The sequence below is a fragment of the Pseudidiomarina mangrovi genome (genome assembly GCF_003999375.1).
GTDB lineage: Bacteria > Pseudomonadota > Gammaproteobacteria > Enterobacterales > Alteromonadaceae > Pseudidiomarina > Pseudidiomarina mangrovi.
The window spans coordinates 39,678-64,752 of record NZ_RJLC01000008.1 but is presented as its reverse complement, the minus strand read 5'-3'; the positions used below and the strand labels follow the sequence as shown (position 1 = coordinate 64,752).

General features: G+C 51.6%; 23 protein-coding genes. 14 read left to right on the top strand and 9 right to left on the bottom strand.

Translation table 11 applies throughout. From position 1 onward, the window contains the following. The first annotated feature begins 105 nt into the window (after positions 1 to 105). Positions 106 to 2,352, top strand: coding sequence for a TonB-dependent receptor (locus EFO84_RS02495; protein ID WP_127346494.1), 2,247 nt, complete (start codon positions 106 to 108; stop codon positions 2,350 to 2,352). A gap of 66 nt (positions 2,353 to 2,418) precedes the next feature. Further along, complete coding sequence (locus tag EFO84_RS02490; protein ID WP_240642629.1) at positions 2,419 to 3,117, top strand: response regulator; 699 nt, start codon at positions 2,419 to 2,421, stop codon at positions 3,115 to 3,117. On the opposite strand, the gene EFO84_RS02485 is transcribed toward EFO84_RS02490, so the two are convergent. Continuing rightward, positions 3,098 to 6,472 carry a hybrid sensor histidine kinase/response regulator gene (locus EFO84_RS02485; protein WP_127346493.1) on the bottom strand — a complete coding sequence of 1,125 codons (3,375 nt, stop codon included), beginning with the start codon at positions 6,470 to 6,472 and terminating at the stop codon, positions 3,098 to 3,100. The genes EFO84_RS02490 and EFO84_RS02485 overlap by 20 nt on opposite strands. A gap of 2 nt (positions 6,473 to 6,474) precedes the next feature. Beyond that, on the bottom strand, positions 6,475 to 7,095 hold the full coding sequence (locus EFO84_RS02480) for a trimeric intracellular cation channel family protein (protein WP_127346492.1): 621 nt from the start codon (positions 7,093 to 7,095) through the stop codon (positions 6,475 to 6,477). Positions 7,096 to 7,276: 181 nt separating this feature from the next. On the opposite strand from EFO84_RS02480, the gene yajC reads away from it, so the two are divergent. The 10 genes from yajC (at position 7,277) to EFO84_RS02430 (ending at position 15,178) form a co-directional block, all read left to right on the top strand. Beyond that, complete coding sequence (gene yajC / locus EFO84_RS02475) at positions 7,277 to 7,612, top strand: preprotein translocase subunit YajC (RefSeq protein ID WP_127346491.1); 336 nt, start codon at positions 7,277 to 7,279, stop codon at positions 7,610 to 7,612. 20 nt (positions 7,613 to 7,632) lie between these two features. Beyond that, positions 7,633 to 9,480 carry a protein translocase subunit SecD gene (secD, locus tag EFO84_RS02470; protein WP_127346490.1) on the top strand — a complete coding sequence of 616 codons (1,848 nt, stop codon included), beginning with the start codon at positions 7,633 to 7,635 and terminating at the stop codon, positions 9,478 to 9,480. Between the two features lie 9 nt (positions 9,481 to 9,489). After that, positions 9,490 to 10,437: a protein translocase subunit SecF gene (gene secF, locus EFO84_RS02465; protein ID WP_127346489.1), complete on the top strand. Its 948-nt coding sequence runs from the start codon at positions 9,490 to 9,492 to the stop codon at positions 10,435 to 10,437. Positions 10,438 to 10,455: 18 nt separating this feature from the next. Beyond that, entirely contained in the window at positions 10,456 to 11,235 is a 780-nt protein-coding gene (yaaA, locus tag EFO84_RS02460) for a peroxide stress protein YaaA (RefSeq protein ID WP_127346488.1), read from the top strand. 18 nt (positions 11,236 to 11,253) lie between these two features. Continuing rightward, a complete protein-coding gene (locus tag EFO84_RS02455) occupies positions 11,254 to 12,096 on the top strand; it encodes a DUF3014 domain-containing protein (RefSeq protein WP_127346487.1) in 843 nt (280 codons plus the stop codon). A 12-nt stretch (positions 12,097 to 12,108) separates the two neighbouring features. Next, on the top strand, positions 12,109 to 12,714 hold the full coding sequence (locus tag EFO84_RS02450; RefSeq protein WP_127346486.1) for a 1-acyl-sn-glycerol-3-phosphate acyltransferase: 606 nt from the start codon (positions 12,109 to 12,111) through the stop codon (positions 12,712 to 12,714). Between the two features lie 62 nt (positions 12,715 to 12,776). Beyond that, positions 12,777 to 13,247 carry a 6,7-dimethyl-8-ribityllumazine synthase gene (gene ribH, locus EFO84_RS02445; RefSeq protein ID WP_127346485.1) on the top strand — a complete coding sequence of 157 codons (471 nt, stop codon included), beginning with the start codon at positions 12,777 to 12,779 and terminating at the stop codon, positions 13,245 to 13,247. 4 nt (positions 13,248 to 13,251) lie between these two features. Beyond that, positions 13,252 to 13,671, top strand: coding sequence for a transcription antitermination factor NusB (gene nusB / locus EFO84_RS02440; protein WP_127346484.1), 420 nt, complete (start codon positions 13,252 to 13,254; stop codon positions 13,669 to 13,671). 18 nt (positions 13,672 to 13,689) lie between these two features. Beyond that, on the top strand, positions 13,690 to 14,688 hold the full coding sequence (gene thiL, locus EFO84_RS02435) for a thiamine-phosphate kinase (protein ID WP_127346483.1): 999 nt from the start codon (positions 13,690 to 13,692) through the stop codon (positions 14,686 to 14,688). A gap of 10 nt (positions 14,689 to 14,698) precedes the next feature. Beyond that, positions 14,699 to 15,178, top strand: a complete 480-nt coding sequence (locus tag EFO84_RS02430) for a phosphatidylglycerophosphatase A family protein (protein ID WP_127346482.1) — start codon at positions 14,699 to 14,701, stop codon at positions 15,176 to 15,178. Here the strand turns inward: EFO84_RS02430 and dxs are convergent. From dxs to EFO84_RS02415, 3 genes are read right to left on the bottom strand one after another with little or no spacing between them, the layout of a single operon-like run. Next, the gene (dxs, locus tag EFO84_RS02425) at positions 15,134 to 17,008 is read right to left on the bottom strand and encodes a 1-deoxy-D-xylulose-5-phosphate synthase (protein WP_127346481.1); all 1,875 of its coding nucleotides are present in this window, start codon (positions 17,006 to 17,008) and stop codon (positions 15,134 to 15,136) included. The two genes, EFO84_RS02430 and dxs, sit on opposite strands and share 45 nt — an antisense overlap. A gap of 4 nt (positions 17,009 to 17,012) precedes the next feature. Further along, positions 17,013 to 17,900: a (2E,6E)-farnesyl diphosphate synthase gene (gene ispA / locus EFO84_RS02420; protein ID WP_127346480.1), complete on the bottom strand. Its 888-nt coding sequence runs from the start codon at positions 17,898 to 17,900 to the stop codon at positions 17,013 to 17,015. Next, complete coding sequence (locus EFO84_RS02415; RefSeq protein ID WP_127346479.1) at positions 17,900 to 18,130, bottom strand: exodeoxyribonuclease VII small subunit; 231 nt, start codon at positions 18,128 to 18,130, stop codon at positions 17,900 to 17,902. Before EFO84_RS02415 ends, ispA begins: the two co-directional genes overlap by 1 nt. A gap of 122 nt (positions 18,131 to 18,252) precedes the next feature. Here EFO84_RS02415 and EFO84_RS02410 point away from each other — a divergent pair, with 122 nt between their 5' ends. Beyond that, complete coding sequence (locus EFO84_RS02410) at positions 18,253 to 18,615, top strand: VanZ family protein (RefSeq protein ID WP_127346478.1); 363 nt, start codon at positions 18,253 to 18,255, stop codon at positions 18,613 to 18,615. On the opposite strand, the gene srmB is transcribed toward EFO84_RS02410, so the two are convergent. After that, positions 18,612 to 19,901 (bottom strand): ATP-dependent RNA helicase SrmB, encoded by a 1,290-nt coding sequence (gene srmB, locus EFO84_RS02405; protein ID WP_127346477.1) that lies wholly within the window; start codon positions 19,899 to 19,901, stop codon positions 18,612 to 18,614. The genes EFO84_RS02410 and srmB overlap by 4 nt on opposite strands. A gap of 31 nt (positions 19,902 to 19,932) precedes the next feature. On the opposite strand from srmB, the gene EFO84_RS02400 reads away from it, so the two are divergent. Further along, positions 19,933 to 20,682, top strand: a complete 750-nt coding sequence (locus EFO84_RS02400; protein ID WP_127346476.1) for a tRNA1(Val) (adenine(37)-N6)-methyltransferase — start codon at positions 19,933 to 19,935, stop codon at positions 20,680 to 20,682. Here the strand turns inward: EFO84_RS02400 and EFO84_RS02395 are convergent. Genes EFO84_RS02395 through EFO84_RS02385 form a run of 3 tightly spaced genes read right to left on the bottom strand, consistent with a single transcriptional unit; the run spans position 20,642 to position 25,019 of the window. Beyond that, positions 20,642 to 22,318, bottom strand: coding sequence for a DUF8614 domain-containing protein (locus EFO84_RS02395; RefSeq protein WP_127346475.1), 1,677 nt, complete (start codon positions 22,316 to 22,318; stop codon positions 20,642 to 20,644). The two genes, EFO84_RS02400 and EFO84_RS02395, sit on opposite strands and share 41 nt — an antisense overlap. A 34-nt stretch (positions 22,319 to 22,352) precedes the next feature. Then, positions 22,353 to 23,261: a recombination-associated protein RdgC gene (gene rdgC, locus EFO84_RS02390; protein ID WP_127346474.1), complete on the bottom strand. Its 909-nt coding sequence runs from the start codon at positions 23,259 to 23,261 to the stop codon at positions 22,353 to 22,355. A gap of 18 nt (positions 23,262 to 23,279) precedes the next feature. Next, entirely contained in the window at positions 23,280 to 25,019 is a 1,740-nt protein-coding gene (locus EFO84_RS02385; protein WP_127346473.1) for an ATP-binding protein, read from the bottom strand. Positions 25,020 to 25,075 lie beyond the last annotated feature (56 nt).

The window sequence follows — 25,075 nt, the reverse complement described above, 5'->3', positions numbered from 1 at the left end:
GTGATTTTTACATAGTACTAACGTACAGAATACAAACATGCAAGATTGGGCTAGGGTAGCTGTGCCATGACAACTTATTCAAATAATAACCGGGAGCACGACATCATGAGTCAACCCAATTTTCGCCACTCTTTGGTAGCTCTAGCTATCGCGGCAGTGGTTACCCTGCCGACTACTGCGCAGGCTCAACAAGCACAAACCAACGAGCAAGAATTTGCCGGCCTAGAGCGTATCGAGGTTACAGCACGCCGTAAGACCGAGAGCTTACAAGAAGTGCCCGTCGCGGTGAGTTCGTTTAGCGCGCAAGATCTTGAAGAGATTGGCGTTGAAGATATCACCGAGCTACAACAACGCATTCCTAACACCACGCTGCAAGTGAGTCGCGGTACTAACTCCACCTTAACGGCGTATATTCGCGGTGTCGGCCAGCAAGATCCATTGTGGGGCTTTGAGCCAGGTGTGGGTATTTATATTGATGACGTTTACGTAGCGCGGCCACAAGGCGCGGTACTGGAAGTGTTTGATGTTCAGCGCATTGAAGTACTACGAGGCCCGCAAGGCACGCTGTACGGTAAGAACACCATTGGCGGCGCGATGAAATACGTCACCAAAGAATTAACAGGTGACGATGAACTGTACCTGCAAGGCGCTATTGGTAGTTACAACCAGCGCGACCTGAAAGTCTCTGGGCAAACGGCGCTTAGCGATAACTTTTTTGTCGGTGCTGCGGTTGCAGTGCTGAACCGCGATGGTTTTGGTGAATTTATCAACGTCGGCGAAGAAAACTACAACAAAGACTTGATGACTGGGCGTTTGAGCGCGCGTTGGTTGGCCTCAGATGATGTCTCAGTGAAGTTCTCGTACGATAAAACTAAGGACGAATCCAACGCCAAAGGCGGTTATCGGTTAACGCCAAGTTTATTGACTGGCGACCAGCCATTAGACAGCGTGTATGATTCAAAAACCTCCATGTCAACCGACAACTTGGTCGAGACCGAGGGCATGTCGATGACTGTGGATTGGGATATCAACGCCAATTGGTCGTTCAAATCGGTGACCGCGCAACGTGAAGGCGATACCGATACCAATATTGACTTTGACTCCACCGGCGCTGGCGCATTACTGGTCCCGGCCATCTATGCCGATGAGCAATTCAGCCAAGAATTCCAGTTCTCCTACACCGGTGATAACTTCGATTTCGTGGGTGGTTATTACTACTATGATGGCGAAGCCTGTGGCGTATTCGGTACCTTATTGCCGCGCCTGTTTGGTGGCTTTACCGTTGAAAACGGCGGCTGTGTTGATACCAAGAGCACCGCGTTATTTGGTCAGGGCACCTACCAAATTGACGACCAATGGTCGGTCACTTTAGGTGGTCGTTATACCAATGATGACAAAAAAGCTGATGTGTATCGCTTTAGCTACCTTGGCTTGCGTTATCCGAACACCAACGATGGCACCTTATTTGCCACCAACTCGGACTTCACTACTGAAGCCGATTGGAGCAAATTCTCGCCGCATGCCAGCGTGCGCTATAAAGCCACTGATGACACCATGTACTATGCCAGCTTCAGCAACGGCTTTAAGTCAGGTGGCGTCGACATGCGTGCCGACGTGTCATTGAACCCGAATGCCTCAAACCCATATGACCCAGAAGAAGTCGACACCCTTGAATTCGGTGTTAAAACTGAGCTGTTAGATGGTCGTATGCGCTTGAATGCGGCAGTATTCAGCTCTGACTACACCGACATGCAAGTCACCGTGCAACGTGCGGTTCCAGCTGGTGTGGCTTCGCAAGTGTTGAACGCGGCTGAAGCAACCGTACGTGGCTTTGAAATTGAAGCCCAAGCAGCATTGACTGATAGTTTAAATGTCACTGCCAGCATCGGTAACATCAACGCCGATTTTGACCAAGTGGTGTTCTTTGACCCAGTCACTCAGCAAAACACCGATGTATCGAATATCTGGTCGTTTGCCAACACTCCAGAATGGTCCACTAACCTTGGCTTCAATCAAACCTTTATGACCGACTTCGGCCAAGTGGTTTGGTCAGGCAACATGGCGTATCGCAGTGAAACGCAGATCTTCGAGGTGCCGTCAATGCTGGATATGGGTGGCTACAGTGTGATCAACACTAGCGTGACCTGGTATTCCGATGATGGTAAATGGAATGTTGGTTTACACGCCAAAAACCTCGGCGATAAAGTGTACCGCTTAGCCGGTTACAACTTCGCTGCGGCGCGCGATGCCAGTGGTAATATCACTGCGCCTGGCTTAGGTGGTGAAGACACTATCGTGGGTTACTACGGCGACCCACGGACTATCTCCCTGTCGGTGGGGTATCGTTTCTAAACCTCACCCAGTGCCTACCGACAACGGTGTCGGTAGGCGCTGACTTTTTACTCTGGACGCGTTAGCATGACCCCATCTTCCCCTCAGTTCATGCAAGAGACTATGGCGCGCGCAATTATTGCTGATGATCATCCGCTATTTCGAGCTGCACTTAAGCAGGCATTGCAACAAACTTTGTCCACCGATATCAAAGAGGCGGCGAGTTTTGAGCAATTATTGGAGCTGCTGCAGCATGAACCGCATATTGAACTGGTCCTGCTAGATTTATCCATGCCTGGCAATAAAGGCCTAGCGGGCTTAACCTCGTTACGCAGTCGTTACCCCGATATCTTAGTGGTGATTGTGTCGGCCAATGAACAGGTCAGTGTGATTCAACAGGCCATGGCCTATGGTGCCAGTGCCTATATTCCCAAATCAATGCCGCTGGCCGAACTGCAACGCGCCGTGCACGTGGTGCTGGCTGGCGATACCTGGCTGCCTGAGCACTTGCTCGATACCATCAATCAATTGCCAGCAAACCCCGCACAGGCTTTTGCCAGCCGCCTTGAGCAACTGACGCCGCAGCAATATCGGGTATTAGAATGTTTGGCCGATGGTCTGCTGAATAAGCAAATTGCCTATGAATTGAATGTGCAAGAAACCACTATCAAGCAGCACGTCTCAGCAATTTTGCGCAAACTTGATGTGCTCAACCGCACCCAGGCTGGGGTGTTGTTCAAACAAATGCTGAGTGCTGGTAACGAGACTAACGCAGCAGACGTTTAAGTGAGCGTTTCAGTGCCGCAGTTTTCAGTGGCTTGGGCATAAACAACGCTTGCTCGGCAATGGCTTGTTCACGCAATTGTTCGTCTGGGTCGGCCGAATTGATAATCGCTGGCAGCATCACCCCACAGCGCTGGCGCAGCGCTTTGAGTACTTCAATACCGGTATCACCGCCATCCAGATGGTAATCCAAGATCACTAAGTCGGGGCAGGTCGCTGCGTCACTGGGCAAGTGTTCACGCCCGGTGGCGCTGAAGACCTCGGCACCCCAATCGGTTAGTAACTGCGCTACCGCAGCCAATAAGCGACTATCGTTGTCGACTACCCACAATCGTTTACCCTGTAAGAAACGTTCGAAGCCAGCTTCGTTATGACTTAGCACGCGTTGTTGTGGCGACTGCCAGCGTTGCACCGGCAAAGTCAGGCTAAAGCGCGTACCAACACCGAGTTCAGACTGCAAATCGAGCGGGATAGTCAACAGTCGACACATCCGTTCAACAATCGCCAAACCAAGGCCGAGACCAGGGTTATCGCCGGCTTGTTCAAGTTGATGAAACTCGCGGAAAATATTATCCCGTTGGTCAGCCGGGATACCGCGGCCGGTATCAATGATATGCAACTGCAGGTGTTGACCACGGCGGCGCCCACCAATAATGATGCGGCCGCTATCGGTATAGCGCACGGCATTGGACAGTAAATTTTGCACAATACGGCTAAGTAACTTGCGGTCGGTATAGAGCACCGCACTGGTGGGGATATAGTGAATGCTGAGCTGTTTTTCAGCGGCAATCACCTGCTGACTATCAATCAGCGGTTGTAGCACATCATGCAAGGCTACCTGCTGCTTGTGCACTGGCAAATTACCCGCTTCAAGGCGGGTCATGTCGAGTAACATGGTCAGCAACTCTTCGGCGTTTTGTAGCGATTGCTGCACATGAATCACCAACTGCTTTTGCTCATCATTAATGCGCTGGCGCAGCATGTCACAAAATAACGTGGCGGCATTAAATGGCTGCATCAGGTCATGACTGACAGCGGCAAAGAACTTGGTTTTACTGATGTGCGCGCGCTCTTCAGCTTGTTTGGCGGCTAGCAGCTCTTGCGTGCGCTCATCCACCCGTTGTTCCAGTTCGGCATTGATACGCTCTAACTCGCGTTGGGTGGCCACTAATTCGGTGATATCGGTATAGGTGGTAACAAAGCCGCCACCAGGCATAGGCGCGCCCTGTAGCTCAATCACCCGGTCGCCCTGCTCGCGTTGATAGCGGTAAGCACTGCCGGCCCGCAAGTAGGCTAAACGTTTATCTACTTCGGCTTGCAAACTGGCCTCGTTACCCAAGCCAAGCAAACCGCGCTGGGCGTTGTAGCGCAAAATATCAGCCACGGCCATGCCGGCATGAACGAAGCCAGCCGGGTATTGGAATAGTTCAAGATAGCGACGGTTCCAGGCGACCAGGCGCAGATCACCATCAATCACCGAGATCCCTTGCGGGATATTTTCCACCGAGGCTTGCAGTAACTCACGGTTGAATTTGTACAGCTGCGAGGCTTGCGTCGCCCAAGTCACCACTTGCGATAACGGCACGCTCGGTTGTTGGGTAATGGCTTCAAGTAAAATACGACTAGCTGCACTACCTATCACCGCGGCGAGCTCGCGTTCAATGCGCGCAACAATGTGTCCCGGTACTAATTCATCATGATGCGCGGCGCCCAGATCCACCTGCATGCGGGTATTCATGCGGTCTAGCTCAACACTATCAAAGAACCGTGCTAACACTTGCCGCAGTCGGCCCCAACTAATAGATTGCGCATGCAAGGGTTCGGTAGACTGCGCCAACGGGTCCAAAAACTGTCGTCGCTGTTGCTGCTCAAGCCACGATGGCCGGCGCCACCACGAGGCGGCAATGTAGAGCAGGGTATTCGCTAATAAGCTCAACAACACGCCATCACTGAGCGCACTATCACTAAGCGCTTGGTCTACGCGAATGCTGGGGATCAATAACAGCCATAGCCACAGCACGGTACCAACAAAAATGCCGCTAATGGCGCCAAATTTATTGCCGCGTTGCCATATCATCCCGCCCAATAATGCTGGCGCCAGCTGTGCCAACAGGGCCAGCGATAACAAGCCGGCGTTCACCAGCGGCAAGTTGGCTTCGGTTAATTTATGAAAGCCATAAGCCAGTAATACAATGACAATAATGGTGCTGCGGCGAATCAGCAGGATTTTACCCGGGGTAAAACTGAATTTACGCAGCCGTTGCTCAGTTAAGCGCAGCCACAGCGGCATAATCACGTCGTTCGACATCATGATGCTCAGCGCTAGGGTGGCAATGATCACCATGCTGGTGGCTGAAGCGAGGCCGCCAATAAAGGCGATAGCTGTCATCAGTGGTTGCTCAGCTTGTAACAACAAGGTCAGCATAAAGGTGTCACTACGCGCGGCTTCTGGCACCAACAATAGCCCTGCCAGCGCAATGGGTAAGATAAAGAGGTTAATGGCGAACAAATACAGCGGGAAGGCCCAGCGCGCGGTGCGCAGTTCTTCTGGGTCGGTGTTTTCGATATAACTGACATGAAATTGCCGCGGTAGGCAAAACATCGAAATAGCACCCAACAAAATATGCGTGGCATACACATACATACCTTGCGGTTGGCCACTCATGACCGCGCTGACCTGCGGGCTTTGCGCCGCTTGAATGACTAAGTCACTAATACCATCAAACATCTGGTAGCTGACATAGGCGCCAACCAGCATAAACGCGAGTAGCTTGACCACCGATTCAAAGGCTACTGCGTCCATTAAACCAGAATGTTGTTCAGCCAAGCTCAAGCGCCGCGTACCAAATAAAATGGCAAAGCCGATCATGCCGAGCGCCACCAAAGTCGCGACATCGCCAAACCAGGGGATCGGCCGATCAGCCAGCCCAGTTACTGCGGCAAAGCTGCCCGTCACGGCGCGCAATTGCAGCGCAATATAGGGCACAATGCCAATCAGCGCGATGCCTGCCACCACCATGCCAAGGCCCGAGGCTTTGCCATAGCGGTTACTAATGACGTCGGCGATAGAGGTGAGATTCTGCTGCTTACAGACATTGAGCAAGCGCATTTGTAACCGATGAGCGAACAAAAATACCGCAATAGCGCCAACATAAGTGGGTGCCATCGACCAACCATAATAGGCCGATTGGGTAATGGTGCCGTAAAACGCCCAAGTAGTGCAGTGAATCCCTTGTGCCAAGGCGTAGCGGTAAGGTTTGATTTGGTTAGCTGGTTTGCGTTCGCCGCGATAGGCAATGCTGTATAGAACGGCAATGTAGCCAATAGCTAAAATAATCGTTAGCGATACACTAAGCATGATTACGGATGCTCGTTACTGTGCGGCTGAAACACCGCCAGCGTCCATTGCCATTTTATTGCGCCAAGGCGCAGCAGCAGCGTCACCAAACCACCGATAAGCAGCGCCCAGGCAGGTTGATAGGGTTGTAGCAATACATACACGCTGGCCCCGGCAATACAGGTCGTGGCGTAGAGTTCACCTTTGAGCACCATGGGTAAATCACGGGCAAGGACATCGCGCAGCATGCCGCCGAAGCAGGCGGTAATGGTACCCATGATCACACAAATAATCGGTAAGAAGCCGGCTTCAAGGGCTTTTTGTGCGCCCATCACGGTAAAAAATGCCACCCCAACCGCATCAGCAACCAGCAAGGTCGTCAGCGGAATCACATCACGAAAACGCAGCCAGATAATGGTAGCTAGCGCGGCTAACAAAATGGCGTAGATATAACTGGGGTCATACACCCAAAACACCGGTAAATCGAGAATCAGGTCGCGTACTGTGCCGCCGCCAATGGCGGTCACAGAGGCTAAAACCACCACGCCAAAACCATCCAAATTTTTACGAAACGCCAGTAAGGTTCCGGCAATTGCAAATACCGCCACGCCAAGATGGTCGGTCCACCAAAGTATCAGTTCCATGGGCGGTTCCCTAATCGTTCTATACCTTGCAGTTTGGCATGCTTTTAAGCAGCTGCCTAGGGTGGCGACTGTGCTACCATAGTACAGTGTCACAGCCGGAAAAAACTGGAGTATGGGGCTTGATTCCTTTAAAGTTAGCCCCATCTTTTGCCTTAACCAATAAAACTTTTAGGGGAACACTATGGATTTCTTGATTGCACCAGCTTACGCACAAGACGGCGCAGCACCACAAGGTGGCGGTATGGAATTGATTTTCATGCTGGTTATGTTCGGTTTGATCTTCTATTTCATGATCTACCGGCCGCAAGCTAAGCGCGTTAAGCAGCATCGTGAACTGATTGCAAGTGTAGCCAAGGGTGATGAAGTACTCATGAACGGCGGTATGGTCGGTCGCATCAGCAAAATCAGTGATGACAAAGACTTCATGGTGCTGAGCCTAGCTGATAGCGTTGAAGTGATGGTACAGAAATCTGCTGTAACTGCCGTACTTCCGAAAGGAACGATGAAATCTCTGTAATCAAGAGATAAGGACCGCTCGTGTTAAATAAGTTTCCACTGTGGAAAAACTTACTGGTTATCTTCGTTCTGGCTGTGGCAGCGCTGTATGCGCTGCCTAATCTCTATGGTGAAGATTACGCCGTCCAGGTTTCCGCAACCCGCACCACCACTATCGATAACAGTACCCTAGAGCAAGTCGAGCAGGCGCTCGATCAAGCGCAGATTGTGCCGAAATCAGTGGTGATTGAGGGTGATCAAGTACTAGTTCGTGTGACCAACGATAGTGATCAACTTGAAGCTCGCGATGTGATCTTAAGAGCCCTCGGTAATCAATACGTGGTGGCGCTTAACTTAGCGGCAGCAACACCCGACTGGCTTGAGAGCCTAGGTGCTGAGCCACTCAAACTTGGTCTTGATTTACGCGGTGGCGTGCACTTCTTAATGGAAGTCGACATGGCCGAAGCGGTTCGTAAGATCCAAGATCAGCTGCGTGACAGTGTTCGTACCGAATTGCGTGACGAACGTATTCGCTATACCGCGGTTAATCGCGATGGTAACGATGTGGTGATCACCTTGCGCACGGCAGAAGATTTCGCCGCTGCCGATAGTTATCTCAACAATCGTTACCCTGGTTACGATGAGGTCACCGATAGCGATGCGTTCAGTATTCGCTTGCGCATGACCGAAACCAAATTACAAGAAACCCAAGACTACGCTATTTCGCAAAACGTCACGATTTTGCGGAATCGGGTCAACGAATTGGGTGTTGCCGAGCCATTGGTTCAACGGCAAGGTGCTGATCGTATCGTGGTGCAGCTACCGGGCGTGCAAGACACCGCGCGCGCGAAAGAAATTTTGGGCGCTACCGCCACCCTTGAATTCCGTATGGTGGACTCTGAAAACAGCATGTTAGAGGCCGAACGTGGCCGTGTGCCATTCGGCTCGGAGTTATTTCCGAATCGCCAAGGCGGTAATGTGCTGTTAAAAGAAGATGTCATTTTGACCGGTGACCATATTGTTAATGCCACCGCTGGGTTTGACGAGTATCAGCGCCCGCAAGTGAGCATTTCACTAGACGGCGCAGGCGGTGACAAAATGTCGTTGGCCACTCGCGATAACGTTGGCAACCCAATGGCAACTCTGTTCATTGAGTATAAAGCCACTGGTGATCGGGATGCCGAGGGTAAGCTGGTGTTTGAGCCATTGGCCGAAGTAATCAACATCGCCACGATTAATTCACGCTTAGGCAGTAATTTCCGCATTACCGGTATCAGCTCGCAGCAAGAAGCGCAAAACTTGGCATTGCTGCTGCGTGCCGGTGCTTTGATTGCGCCCATTCAAATTGTTGAAGAACGCACCATTGGCCCAAGCTTAGGGCAAGAGAATATCAATATGGGTATGCAAGCCATCATCTGGGGCTTTGTCATGGTATTGGTGTTTATGGTGGTGTACTACCGCAAGTTTGGTTTGGTGGCGAACGCTGCTTTGGCCGCTAACTTAGTGTTGATTATTGGTGTGATGTCGATGATCCCAGGTGCTACGCTGACCTTGCCTGGTATGGCTGGTATCGTTCTGACCGTAGGTATGGCGGTTGATGCCAACGTACTGATTTTTGAGCGTATTCGTGAAGAGATTAAAGCCAAGCGCAGCCCGCAACAGGCGATTCACCATGGTTATGATAGCGCGCTGTCAACCATTGCGGATGCTAACATCACCACCTTAATTGCCGCCATTATTCTATTTGCCGTAGGTACTGGCCCGATTAAAGGTTTCGCGGTCACTTTGGCCATCGGTATTATCACCTCCATGTTCACTGCCATTGTCGGCACCCGTGCGGTTGTAAACGCAATTTGGGGCGGCAAGCGCATTGATAAGCTGTCGGTGTAAGGGGCCACTATGCGTGAATTAATTAGTACAGATAAAACCATTCAGTTTATGCGCTATCGTATGCCGGCGCTTATTCTGAGCGCATTATTGCTGATTGGCTCAATCACCTCATTAGCGGTCAATAAACTCAATTGGGGTTTGGACTTCACCGGCGGTACGGTGATTGAACTGGGCTATCAGCAAAATGCTGATTTGGGCCAGATCCGCTCGGTGTTAGAGCAAAACGGCTTTAACTCGGCGGTGGTGCAGAACTTTGGTACCCAGCGCGATGTGTTGATTCGTATCGACGCCATTGAGGGTGTCAATGCCCAGCAAACCGGCGACCAGATTGTTGCCATGATGCGCGCTAGTAGTAGTGAGAAAGTCGATTTGCGTCGCAGTGAATTCGTCAGCGCTAGCGTTGGCGATGAATTGGCTGAGCAGGGCGGTTTAGCGCTGTTGACCGCGCTGATTTGTATCTTGATCTACATCGCTATTCGCTTTGAATGGCGGTTAGCGCTCGGTGCCGTGGGTGCGTTGGCGCATGACGTGATAATCACTTTAGGGCTGTTCTCAGTGTTGCAGCTTGAGTTTGACCTGACCGTATTGGCAGCTTTGCTGGCGGTGATCGGTTATTCCATCAACGATACCGTGGTGGTCTGTGACCGTATTCGCGAGAACTTCCTGAAGTTCCGTAAATACAGCAGCGAAGAAGTCATCAATGGTGCCATTACCGACACCATGAGCCGCACCGTGATCACCTCGTTAACTACCGTTCTGGTGTTGTTAGCGCTGTTCTTCTTGGGTGGTCAATTGATCCATGGCTTTGCCACGGCACTATTATTTGGTGTTTTCATTGGTACCTATTCATCTATCTTCGTTGCCAGTGCGCTGGCATTTATGTTGGGAATTAGTCGTGAAGACCTGCTCCCACCTGAGATTGAGAAAGAAGGCGAAGATCTCGACCAACTACCATAATCATCAAGGGGGCATGACATGCTCGTCGTATTATCTCCCGCGAAAAACCTAGACTACGAAAGTCCGCTGCCAACAGCGGACTTTTCGCAGCCGCGGATGCTAGAACATGCTCAGCAACTGGTTGATGTTGCCAAGCACTTAACACCTACTGATTTAAGCCAATTGATGCATATCAGTGATAAATTGGCTGGTCTCAATGCCGCTCGTTTTCAAAGCTGGCAACAACCCTTTACTGCCGATAATGCCCGGCCAGCCATGTATGCCTTTGCGGGCGACGTTTACACGGGTTTAGCCGCGGAAAAATTTTCCAATCAAGCTATTTACTATGCCCAGGAACATTTACGCATCTTGTCAGGTCTATATGGTGTATTACGGCCATTAGACTTAATGCAACCCTACCGTTTAGAGATGGGAACCAGCCTAGCAACTGAGCGTGGAAAGAACCTGTATGAGTTTTGGGGCCAAGCGATTACCGATAAGCTCAATGACGATTTAGCCGCTATTGGCAGCGATATATTGGTGAACTTGGCGTCTAACGAGTATTTTAGTAGTGTAAAGACGCGTCATTTGAAAGCTCAGGTGATTACCCCCGTGTTCAAAGATGAGAAAAACGGGCAGTATAAAGTCATCAGTTTTTGGGCGAAAAAGGCGCGTGGTGCTATGGCTCGCTATGTGATCAACGAGCAAGTCACTACGGTCGCCGGTTTACAGCAATTTAACGCCGCTGGATATCGTTTTGACCCAGCGCAATCAACGGCAACAGAATTAGTCTTTTGCCGCGCCGAGCAGGATCAATAGTTTCAAGAGGAGTAGTGAATGACTGACCTATACCGTGATGAGCCCCCAGCCGCATCTGGCAACGGCAAACTCATCTTTACTATTGTGATTGTTGTTGCCTTAGCAGCGGCAATCATTGCCTGGTTATGGGTCAATCAACAGCGTCAACAACCTACTCCGATTGAACAGCCGCAAGTGGTTGAAGTGGAGGTGCCAGAACAACCACAACAACAACCACAAGAGACCGAGCAGCTGCCGCCCGAACTGCCAGAAACAGTCGAGCTTGAGGTGGTTGAGGAACAGCCTATTCTGCCTGAATTAGCCACCAGCACAGCCGATGTCATCGAGCAACTACAGCTGGCGCAGCAAGATACCTCAGCATTAACCAGTACGCAGTTAATCCGCGATGCAGTGGTGTTCATCGATAACCTCCGCAATGGCGTGGTGGTACGCGATAAGGCGGGTATTGACGGGCCGCGCAATGCATTCCGGGTACTTGAGCAAAACGACAAACTCTATATCGATCCGCGCAGCTATGACCGCTATAACACCTTAGTTGATTGGTTTGTTAGCCTTGATACTGAGGTATTAGTGACTATGATGCAGCGCTATCGGCCACTGATTGTTGCTGCCTTGGCGGAGATTGGCTATCCAGATACCGCTCCAGAGCAAGTGCTGCTCGAAGCCATTGCGGTACTGAACGACACCCCTGCGGTGGGTACGGTGGTGGAATTGACCGATGACACGGTGATGTATCGATTTGCTGATCCGGCACTGGAATCATTACCGGATGCACAAAAACAAATGTTGCGCCTCGGGCCTGATAACATTCGCCGAGTTAAGCTTAAGCTGAGCGCTATTCAAGCTGCTGTGTCACCGTAGGCGTATCAGACTATGAGCGATATCAATTCGGTCATCCCGGAGCACCTGCGCGGTCCATTCCCAACCCGAGGCAATCGTTTTAGCCGTTGGGTTGGTCGCGTCGGTATGCGCGTTTTAGGTGGCTGGCGGGTAGAGGGTGAATTACCACAAACTCGCCAAGCGATTATTCCAGTTGCCCCCCACACCTCGAATTGGGACTTCTTTGTCGGTGTGTTTGTGAAACTTGCCCTAGGCATGAAGCTATCTTTTCTTGGTAAGCACACTATTTTCCGTTTTCCTGTTCGTGGTTTATTGATTTGGCTAGGCGGTATTCCACTGAATCGAGGCTCTGCGCAGGGCGTAGTGGCGCAAATGATCGAAGAATTTAAGCAGCGTGATGAATTGATGCTGGCTTTATCGCCCGAGGGCACCCGTAAAAAAGTCGATGAATGGAAGAAAGGTTTTTTACATATGGCCAAAGCAACGGGTGTACCTGTGGTACCGATTGCCTTAGATTTCTCCCGCAAAGTGATGGAAATACGCCCGCCGATGTTGATTACCGGTGATATTGATGAAGAATTGTTGCGGGTCAAAGCCGAAGTGGCTCACGCCGTGGGTAAAAAACCGCAGAATGCCTGATCGACAAATTTGTGCTATTATCGCGCGAAATTTAGCGTAGCTCGTACTGAAGGATAGCTTCCATGAAGATGATTGAAGGCGGTATTGCCGCAAAAGGCAAAAAGTTCGCATTGGTGGTGTCACGGTTTAACCACTTTGTGGTGGACAGTTTACAAGCCGGTGCCATTCAAGCACTGCAGCAATACGGTCAAGTCAATGCCGACGACATCACCGTGGTCAAAGTACCGGGCGCTTACGAGATCCCATTGGCGGTGCAAACCCTGGCAGCCAGTGGAAATTATCATGCCATCATCGCCTTAGGTGCAGTGATTCGCGGCGCCACCCCGCATTTTGATTTTGTTGCCGGCGAGTGTAACAGCGGTTTAAGTCGTGTTGGTCATCAGTATGCGATTCCCGTCGCCAACGGTGTAATTACCACCGATACCATTGAGCAAGCCATTGAGCGCAGTGGTACCAAAGCCGGCAACAAGGGTGCTGAAGCGGCCCTGACAGCGCTGGAAATGGTCAATTTGCTTGACCAATTAAAAGGTTAATAGCATGAAACCAGCAGCACGTCGTAAAGCCCGCAAACTGGCGGTGCAAGCCATTTATTCCTGGCAGTTGTCGCAGAATAGTATGAGCGATATCGAAGCCCAATTTCTGACCGATAATGACACCAGCAAAATTGATGTTGACTATTTTTTAGCGCTGGTGCGCGGCGTGGCGGGTCAGTCACAAACCCTTGATTTGGCTCTTGAGCCATTCCTCGACCGTCCACTTAACGATCTCGACCACATTGAGCATGCGGTGCTGCGCTTAGCCGCGTACGAGTTGCGCGATCGCCTTGATGTGCCCTACAAAGTTGCCATTAACGAAGCCATTGAATTGGCTAAAGCCTTTGGTGCTGACGACAGCCATCGCTTTGTGAACGGCGTGCTCGACAAAGCCATTAACAGCTTACGTCCGTCGCGTAAGTAAGCGCCCCAAGGCCAGCTCATGGCATTTGCTGAATTCGACCTAATCGATAGCTATTTTACCCATCGCCAGCCCCAGCGCAGTGACGTTGTGGTTGGTATTGGTGATGATGGCGCGGTACTGAACTGCCCAGCAAATAATCAACTGGTGGTGGTGACCGATACCATGGTGGCCGGCGTGCATTTTGATCAGCATGTGCCCGCCCGTGCCATTGGTCACAAAATCGTTGCTGTTAATCTCAGCGATCTCGCCGCCATGGGCGCCGAGCCAGCCTGGGTCAGCCTTGCGCTTACACTCCCCAGCATTGACCACGAATGGCTGACCGGCTTTGCCCAAGGCTTACGTGACATTTGTGAGTATTATGGCTGCCAGCTGATTGGTGGCGACACCACCCAAGGGCCGTTGTCGGTTACCGTCACCGCCCATGGTTGGCTGCCGCAGGGTACTGCCATTCGTCGTGATGGCGCCAAGCCCGGTGACTGGTTATTTGTCAGTGGTGCTCTCGGCGATGCCGGTTTAGCACTCGCTGCGCAACAAAAACGTATACGTATTGCTGATGATCATTATCGCCGTGCCTGTGAACGACTATTTATGCCGTCACCGCGGGTTGCCCTCGGGCAATCGCTGCGTGGCATAGCGAGCAGCGCCATTGATGTTTCCGATGGTCTGGTAGCTGATTTACAGCATTTACTGAAAGCCTCACACGTTGGCGCTCGGCTGAGTCTGCAAGAATTACCGTTATCGCTAGCCATGACCGAAAGTGTCGATCAGCAGCGCGCTATTGAACTTGCATTGACCAGTGGTGATGATTACGAACTGTGCTTTACCGTACCCGAGTCGCGCCGTGGCGTATTTGACACCCTAGTAGCTCGTAGTGCCAGCAAACCCACCTGTATTGGCCGTATTACCAGTGAACCCGGCAAATTGAAGCTCGAGCTCGATGGCGAGCCGTGGCAACTAGCGCAACCGGCCGGCTATCAGCATTTTCAAACCACCACCGCGTTCGAGCACGACCAATGAGTAACCAGCAATGAATACTGCGCGCTTATTGCGTCACCCCATACATTGTTTAGCGCTCGGTTTTGGTTCAGGCTTGGCACCAAAAGCACCCGGTACCTTTGGTACGCTTGCGGCGCTGCCGGTGGTGTGGTTAGCGCAACAAACCGGTAGCTGGGGTTACCTAGCACTGACGCTGCTCGTGGTGATCGCAGGTGTCGGTATTTGTGGCTATACCGCCAAAGCCATGGGCGAGCATGATAGCCCAGCGATTGTTTGGGATGAAATTGCCGGCTATATGGTGGCGTTTATTGGCTTGTCGTGGACCTGGCAGAACCTGCTGCTGGCATTTTTACTGTTTCGCTTACTGGATATCACGAAGCCAGGCCCCATTGGTTGGTGTGACCGTAAGCTTACGGGTGGCTTGGGTATTATGGCCGACGATGTGGTGGCTGGGGTAGCCACCGGTTTAATCATTCAGCTTGGCTATATAGCGCTCAATCTGCTGCACTAAGCCGTGACTATCGAGCGCCAGCTCAGCACGAATTTCTTCTTGTGAGCCATGCTTAATAAATTCATCAGGCAGGCCGAGCATCAGCAGCGGTGTGATTAGCGCTTGTGTGGATAAATACTCTTGCACGGCACTGCCCGCCCCGCCGGCAATGACGTTCTCTTCAATACTGACCAGCAGTTTATGGCTAGCGGCTAATTGGCTGATCATGGCGCCATCGAGTGGTTTAACAAAGCGCATGTCTACCACCGTTGCATTGAGGTGTTCAGCCGCTTTCTCAACCTCTGGCAACAGCGTACCAAAGTTCAATAGCGCGATACCTTCACCGCTACGAATAGCCCGTGCTTGACCCAGTGGATACACTTGCATATCGGCATCAAAGGCTACACCAATACCGTTACCGCGCGGATAGCGCACGGCAGCAGGCTGCTGCAGCTGATAGCCGGTGTAGAGCATGTTGCGGCACTCGTTTTCATCGCTTGGCGTCATCACCACTAAGTTCGGTACACAGCGCAAGTAACTTAAATCAAAGCTACCTTGGTGGGTGGGGCCATCGGCACCGACAATGCCGGCGCGGTCAATGGCAAACAACACCGGCAGATTTTGCAGTGCGACATCGTGAATAAGCTGGTCGTAGGCACGTTGTAAAAAGGTCGAATAAATCGCCACCACCGGCTGAAAGCCACCAATGGCTAAGCCAGCGGCAAAGGTCACCGCATGCTGTTCAGCTATGGCCACATCAAAGTACTGTTGTGGATAGCGCTGCGAGAACTGCACCATGCCCGAACCCTCGCGCATGGCCGGGGTCACCGCCATCAGCTTAGGATCACCCGCGGCCATCTCGCACAACCAGTCGCCGAAAACTTGCGAATACGACGGCGTAGCTGCCACTTTATGCGGCAGCGAGGTCGATTTTGGGTCAAATTTCGGCACCCCGTGGTAGCCGATCGGGTCGTTCTCAGCAGGGGCGTAGCCTTTGCCTTTACGAGTCACAATGTGCAAAAACTGAGGCCCTTTGAGACTGCGCATGTTGCGTAAGGTCTCAACCAACAAATTCACGTCGTGGCCATCAATAGGGCCAATATAGTTAAAGCCCAGCTCTTCAAAAATAGTACCCGGCGCTACCATACCTTTCATGTGCTCTTCGGCACGGCTGGCCAAATGCTGAATGCCCGGCATGCCTTGCAATAGGCGCTTACCGCCCTCACGAATTGAGGTGTACACCTTACCCGATAACACCCGCGCCAAATGATTATTGAGCGCGCCGACATTCTCTGAAATGGACATGTCGTTATCGTTCAAGATCACCAGCATGTTGGGTTTGATGTCACCGGCGTGATTCAACGCTTCAAAAGCCATACCGGCGGTTAATGCGCCATCGCCAATCACCGCCACGACTTTTTGCTGGCTTTGCTCACGCTCGGCGGCAATCGCCATGCCTAAGGCCGCACTAATGGAGGTGCTCGAGTGACCCACACTCAAGGTATCGAACTCACTTTCTGGGCGCCACGGAAAGGGGTGTAAACCATCTTTTTGACGAATGGTGTGCAAGCGGTTTTTACGCCCGGTTAAGATCTTATGCGGATAGGCCTGATGGCCAACATCCCATACCAGTTGGTCGTGTGGCGTGGCATACACATAATGCAGCGCTACAGTCAGCTCAACCGTACCCAGCCCCGAGGCTAAATGGCCGCTACTGCGACTGACGGAATTCAGCAAAAACTCACGCACCTCGCCACACAACTGCGGTAACTGTCGCTCATTAAGCAACCGCAATTCAGCTGGATTATCAATCAGGTCCAGCAATGGATAGGTGGTTTTAGCATGTGACATGTAGTCAGTGGTCCCTAGTCAGCAGATACTCTGCAAGTTGCTCCAATACCTCGGTATTGTATGGGATTCTTGCCAGCGCATGAAGCGCTTTCTGGTGTAATTCGCGGACTTTAGCCTGCGCTCCAGCTAAGCCCAATAATTGTACATACGTAGCTTTTGCCGCTGCCGCATCACTGCCTTGGGTTTTTCCTAAGGCCTCAGTGGTACCGGTCACATCAAGAATGTCGTCTTGTACCTGAAAGGCCAGCCCGAGCGCTTCAGCAAATTGGTCAAAGTGGCTGTAATACTGTTGTGCCGCTGCATTGCCAGCTAAAACCCCTAATTGCGCCGCGGCCCGAATTAAGGCGCCGGTTTTATTGTGATGCACTTGCTGCAATTGCTGCTCATTAAGCTGCTGCCCGGTGGCGGCTAAGTCCAGTGCCTGACCACCGCACATACCTAAATCACCACTGGCCAGCGCCAAGCGCTGAATCATCGCCAATTGATTAGCCGCCGCGGTATCAGCATCGGCGTGACTCAAGAGTTCAAAGGCTAGAGTTTGCAGCGCATCACCGGCCAGTATGGCGGTGGCTTCATCAAAGGCAATATGACAGGTGGGCTGACCGCGCCGCAGCACGTCGTTGTCCATAGCCGGTAAATCGTCATGCACTAACGAGTAGGCATGGATGCATTCTAATGCCGCTGCGGCACGCCATAGCAATGGCTGTGACGCGCCACATAACTGGCCGATTTGCAGGGTTAAAAACGGCCGTATACGCTTACCACCAAGTACTAAGGCATAGTGCATGGCTTGCTTCAGTCGCGGCGCTTCAGCGTGACGTTGTTGTAATAACGCCGCCAAATAATCGTTTAATTCAGTACGCGTTTGTCGCAATAACGCATCGACACTCACTACTCATCCTCTTGCGGCTGAAATGCCACCAGTGACTCTTGCCCTTGTTGTTGCAAAAGTTTACTAATTTTTTGCTCTGCCTGTTGCAGCTTTTGTTGACTGATACGTGCCAGACTGACAGCCTGTTCGTACTGCTCAAGCGCTTGCTCTAATGGCAGTTCGCCCTGTTCAAGTTTTACTACAATCTGTTCAAGTTGTTGCAGCGCTTGTTCGAATGAAATGTCGCTCATAAGGTCACCATCACGTGAAATAGGCGCTCACGTTAGCGCGATTCCGAGAACCGGTCAAATGGGTTACACTAGCACTTACCAGCAGGTTTAATATGGTTCGTAATAGCATAAAGGATGTATGAATGACCCCAAAAAATGTAGCTCGGATAATTTTCTTGCTGGTGCTAATTGGTTTATCCGCTGCGTTTCTCATGCAGGTGTCAAACAATACCTTACCGCGTTTCCAGCATCTCGATAAAGTGGTGCATTTTGGCGCATTTTTTGTGCTGGCGTTAACCTTTCACCGGGCCTTTCCGTTACCGTTTTGGTTAGCCTTGCTGATTCTAACGGGGTACGGTCTTGCCATTGAATATATTCAAGGGCTGCTGCCGTACCGGTCATCTAGCTGGGGCGATCTGGTCGCTGATGCAGCAGGTGCCGCCAGCTACTACGCCTTTACTTGGTGGCGCTACCGCTATCAGCAGCGCCGCCAAGCAAACCGTTAGCTCTTCGGCCGCGGCTTGGCTTTCGATTTAGCAGCACCAGGGGCCTTACCAACCTTGCCAGACTTACCAACCTTGCCAGCTTTAGCGCTTTTACTGTCTTTGGTTTTGCTCTTTTTCTTCTTTTTCACCGCATCGGGGAATTTATACTGCGGGCGCAAATCGTCAATCACACGGCGCTCGAGCTTAATTTTCTGGTAGCGTTCAATGCGGCGCAAGTTTTCGGCGTCATGCGCTTCAACCAAACTGACCGCTAACCCTGATTTACCAGCGCGGCCAGTGCGCCCAATGCGGTGCAAGTACACATCAGCTTGCTTCGGCAAATCAAAGTTCACCACCAAAGCGATGTCTTCAATGTCTAGGCCACGGGCAGCAACATCGGTCGCGATCATGGTGCTATCGGCAGAATTCTCCATACGGGCGATGATTTGTTGGCGTTCATTTTGCGGCATATCACCACGCAAGGTCAGATTACGGATACCGGCTTGCTGTAGCTTGCTGGATAACTCGTCGACCTTTTCACGGGTACGCACAAACACAATACGGCGGCCGGGATGCTCTTGCAGCAAGCGCAGCAACAGCTTTAATTTGTGATCCACGGTATCGGCTTGATACCAGCGCTGCAAAATTTTACCTTTTTCGCGCTTCGATGGGTCAATCACCAACTCTTGTGGTTCGCGTTGAATTTCCGCAGAGAACTTACGCACCCCAGCACTATCTAGGGTGGCTGAGAACAGCAGGCTTTGCTGCAGCTTGCGCGTTTCGGCGACAATTTGCTTCACAGTAGTGGCAAATCCCATGTCCAACATGCGGTCAGCTTCGTCAATAATCAGCCACTCAATTTGTTCCAATTGCACGCGGTCAGCGCCGAGCAAATCGACTAAGCGGCCTGGCGTTGCTACTAAAATATCAAAGGGTTGATCCAGCTGGTCGTGTTGGCTGCCGTAATTCACCCCACCGGTGATTAACACGGTTTTTAGTTGGGTGGTGGGCTCAAAGGCATCTGCCTGCTCGGCAATTTGTTGCGCCAGCTCGCGCGTTGGTGCCAAAATCAGCACCCGTGCTGAGCCGGGGTGACGGCGCGGAAAATCCAACATATGTTGCAATGCTGGTAGTAAAAACGCTAAGGTCTTGCCGGTGCCGGTGGGCGAGGTGACCAACAGGTCAGCGCCACCTAAAGCCAGTGGAATAACCGCTTGTTGCACGCGGGCGGGCTTATTCAGCTGCGCACCTAAGAGCACTTCAACGAGCGAGTCATCAAGATCCAGTTGTTCCCAATCTGGCGTCATTTTATAGTCCTGTGGTGTAAGAACCGCTTCGATGAGGCAGTCCGTGGGTTTCCAATGTCAGCAATTTTATCTTAAAGATGACCGCTGTGCGATGAAAGTTAGCACCGATAGCCTTTTGTTGGGTGCGTGGGTAGACATTGGCGCGGCTAAACGCCTAGCTGACTTTGGTTGTGGCTGCGGTATTTTGGCGCTGATGCTGGCACAACGGAGCGGCGCAGATGCCGAAATAACCGCAATTGAACGTGATCAGGCGGCGGCCGCACAAGCCGCCGAAAACGTAGCCGCATCACCGTGGCCAGACAAAGTGCAGGTGCAACAGCAGGATATTCAGCGCGTTAAGCAGCCGCAGTTTGACTTGGTCATCAGTAATCCGCCGTACTTTGCCCAGTCGCTAGCCAGCAGCAATAGCCAACGCGCATTGGCGCGCCAAGGTGCGGGGCTTGATCTCACTGAGTGGTTTAGCTGTGCCGCCGCGGCAACCACCGCCAACGGCCAGATTGCCATGGTGATACCCAGCGCACAATGGCCGCAGTTGCGCGCTGTGACGCAACAGCAGGGCTGGTATGTAGCGCGCTACTGTATGGTCACTACGGTGGCGCACAAAGCCCCCAAGCTGGTGCTAGCGCAATGGCAGCGCCAGCCTACGGTCACCGAGCAGCAGCAGTTAGTGATTCAGCAGCAGGGTGGTTATACCGCTGAATTTCGCCAATTGACCGGTGCCTTTTATTTAGCCGGAGCGCCTAGCGCAGCCCCAACACCTGCTTGCCCTGCGAAAAAGTAATATCGACCGGAATATTAGCTGCAGCTAAGCGTGCAAGGTCAGCTTGCAGTTGTGCATCTATGCCACCAAGTTGGTCAAATAACGCCACTACGCCGGCATAATCGCCGTTACCTTGCAGAGTCAGGATCTTCTCCGACAGGCTATTCATGGCGCTGCGCATATTGGCCATATCAACCGCATACAAGCCTTGCTCATTGCGGCTAAAGGCACCAGCTTGGGCAAAGTAGTTAAAGCGGATCATGTTGGCTTTGCCGTGCGCACTCGAAGCACCAAAGCGCACCGAGCGGAAGATCCCGGCCAAAAAGGTGGTGTAGTAATCTTCCAGCTGGCCTTCGCTGATCACGCCCTGCTCAAGCAATTGCGTGACCATATACAAACCCAAAATATCGGCTTTGCCTTCTTCTAACGCTGAAGCAGTTTCTTTCAAGGCCTCACGCACGGTACCCGGCTGACCGACCAAGTTTTTGATGCCTAAACCGTGGGCCACTTCATGGAACATGGTGTTGGCAAAAAACGCATCGAAGGTCACATGCTGGCGCTGCTCGGGCACAATCAACTCCGCCGCAATCGGCAGCATGATGGCGTCAAACTTAGCACGCATGGCGTTCTTTAACTGTAACCTGCGGGTTCCTTTTTCGAGCTGCACTTGCTCGTCGTTGGGTAGGTTAATGGCAATGGTTTTGCTGCCAGCATTGGAATGACCGGCATAGTACACCACGTCATAGGCGTTTAGCTGTGCGCCGGCACCAGGAACTTCAGCTTTGTAGGCAGCATCCACCGGTAAACCTTGCTGTAGCGCGGGCAAGTATTGCGCGTAGTGAGCTAATTTTTCACTCCACACTAAGTCTTTCACCAACACATAGGATTCAAAACCAGCGCGATAGCCGTACAGCTGATCCTCGTAGGTTTCAATCGGACCAATCACCACGTCGACTTTATTGTTGGTCATTTCCATCCAGGCCATATCTGATGGTTGGTAGCTGTTGCTCATAAAGGCGTCGGCACGTAGGCGCAAATAATTGGCAAACTGCGGGTCCTCGGCGTATTCGGCGGCTTCACGCAGCAATTCAGCGGCACGACCAAGCTGCTCAGCGAACATCACGTTGTACGGAATAGCCACCAATTGGCCTTGCTGGTCGCGGCGGACCATGGAATACAGGTCAATTTTACCGGCAAACTCCGCTTGCTCAAATTCAGCCTTACTCATATCGGCTGGGTAATAATTAGCCCCGGCTGGCTTGGCATCGATACCTTGCAAAAAGGCTTGGTTGCTATTGAGGCGATCCCACGGGCCGTAGTTGATCTCAGCGAATTTACGCGCCGCTGGGTCAATGATACTGGCTAGAAGCTGCTGCTTGTCGCCCGGGTAGGCTTGCTTCCAAAACAGTGCATCCATAATTTCTGAGGCTTCAATTAACAGCTCAATCATATGCCGTTGGCGATCACTCAAATGGCTCAGATCAGCCGTCAGCTCCATTGGGTGATAAATGTTCAAGCGCTGCTGCGCATCAGCCCGCAATTCCAGCGTGGGCGTGACTGCTGCAGGTTGTTCCGGTGCCGGTTGGCAGGCGCCTAGGGCTACCACTAAGCTGGCGGCAATGGCGGTATAAACGGTATTCGAGATGACCGATTTCATGCTGTAATCCTTGTGCAAAAGCAAACCAATGGCGTTAATTTACGCTCAATTCAGTCTGAAATAAACTCACCAACTGCGGAAACAACTGGCCAATCTCGCCGCTTAATAAGGCAAAATCGGCATCAATGCGCTGCTCAGGAGTGGCATCCACTAGCTTATCTTGCTCGTCAACGAGCACATCGGTGGCTTTAAAGCGTTTAATGGCTAAGTCTTGTTCCAGCACGAACTGCACACGCTGTTGCCATATCAAGCCGAGCTTGGTGACCTGTTTGTTATGAGCTAAATGGGTTTCAATTTCGGTGCCGCTCAAATCATGTTGACGGCAACGCACCACGGCGCCGCTATCGTTAGCATCGCGCAGTTCCACTTCATCGCCAAACTCAAAGCCATCGGCGAGTTGTTGCTGGCGCAAGAATTGAGTGAAATATAGCTCGCTTGGGTGCTCAGCAAACCATGGTTTGACCGGCAGTGAGCCAAAGCTACTGCGTAACAGGCCTAGGACATCTTCGGCGGCGCTGGCACTACTAGCGTCTACCACCACAATACCCAGTTGCGTATCAATCATCGCCGCTACTTGCTTAAACTTGCTGAATGCTTGCGGCAACAAGCGGTGAATCAAATCTTCTTTCATTGCCTGCTTTTCTTTGCTCGGCAGTTTACGGGCAAGTTCAGCTTCGCGTTGCGCCACTAGTTCGTCTAACTGCGCGTTAACCACGCTGCTGGGTAACACTTTTTCTTCTTTACGTGCGCTGACCAAGTAGCATGGCCCAATCTTGTGAAACAACACCTCACTGTCGCGGCCAAACGGCGAAGCCCAGCCAAAACTAGCCATCTCACTGCGACCACAGGGCTTAAAACGCATCGGTTCGAGCGCTTGGTCAAGCTGTTCAGGGACACTAAAATCGGGCGCAAGCGTATAAATACGCAGGTTTCTAAACCACATAACGACTTCCTTGATGAATTACAATTGGCGATAGTTTACCGGAATGATGAACTCATAGGTGAGCCCTTTACCTACCTCACTGCTGGCATTAATGGTGCCGTGTAAGGTTTGGGTGACCAGGTTACGAATGATATGTGTGCCTAAACCACTGCCGCCTTGCTGGCGTTTGGTGGTAAAGAACGGGTCAAATAATTTTTCCATTTGCTCAGCGGTAAGACCTTTACCGTTATCACGGTAGATAAATTGCAGTTGCTGATCATCGATAGCGCGCACCACAATCTGAATATGCCCACGCACTTGCGCTTCAAAGCCGTGAAACAACGAATTGACAATAAGGTTGGTGAAAATCTGTGCAAAAGCGCCCGCTGGCGCGGTAAGAGTAATACTGTCATCGCATTCTAATTCAATCTGATGCTGGGTATTTTTCCAGCGCGGTCGTAACGATTGAATCACCTCCTGCAAATATTTCTTCAGATTAAACTCGCGCACGGATTCCGAGGTTTGGTCCACCGCCACTTGTTTAAAACTGCCGATCAGATCCGAGGCACGGCTGAGGTTGTTTTCCAGCAGTTGCATGGCGTCATTGCCGGTTTGTAAAAATTCCTGCAATTGCTGCTGGGTCAGTTTGCGCTCACTCAGCGCGGTATTCATGGCCTGCATTTGGTCGCGCAAATAGCTGGCGGCAGTAATGGAGATACCCAAGGGGGTACTGACATCATGGGTAATACCGGCCACTAAACCACCCAGCGAGGCCATTTTTTCCGACTCTAGCAACTGCGATTGAGCGCGCTCCAACGCCGTTAGCGAACTTTGCAGGCGGCCGTTGGCTTCGCGCAGATCCGCTTCAATCACCTGCCGTTGGCGAATTTCTCGCATGAGCTTATCTTGTCGCTGTTCTAATTCGTTTTTACGGCGTTCCAGATCCAGCAGCACTTGGCTCAAACTCGAGGTCTTGTGCGCCACATCTTGCTCGAGCATGGCATTTTGCTCATCCAGCTTACGGTTAGCGTGTAACAATTGCTGCTGAGTCAGTTGCAGATCGTGTTGATAGTCTTCTAATTTATCCAGCAGCTGATTGTATGCTTGCTCTACCATCAAAAACTCAGCGTTACGCTGGTCATGCAGGCGAATCCGCGAGTGCTCAAGATCATCTAAGCGGAAATTATGAATTTGCTGGGTGAGGTCACGCATGGGGCGGTGCAGTTGGCGACTGAAAGCAAAGCTGAACAACACAATCAAAAAGGTGCTTTTGATAATGGCGTTACCAATAATGAAGTATAAGCTGACCTTGATGCGGTCAATAGCAACATCGCGGGTGGAGAACAGTGTCACGTCACCCACTGGCGTAGACTGCCCAGAAAATTCAAAGGTCAGTGGCGCATAATAGCCAAATACGCCGCTAGCTTCGTCAATATTAATGGTTTCGCTGGCGTTCTTCGGTAATAGCGATTGCGACGCCGCAGCGCCTAGTTCCACCATGACCTGGCCAGTATCATCACGAATAATAATGCCAGAAATAGCCGGAATACTGATCAGACCCTCGGCCGTGGCATTGATTTGGTCGTAGTTAAACTCCCACAATGAGCGTGCTAGCGAGTTACTAAAGGTGCTTTGTTGGTTTTGTAGTTCCTCCACCAGCATGCGTTTGGTATCGTAATACTCGCCGAGTACCTGCACGCAGGTAACCAACAACGTCAACACGAAGTAAACGGAGAGCACGCTCGTTAGCAGCGATTTTGAGATACTGGTGGTAGTCATGAATGGTCTCGCAGACGATATCGCATCACGTTAAATGATCGATGCATGAAGCGCAA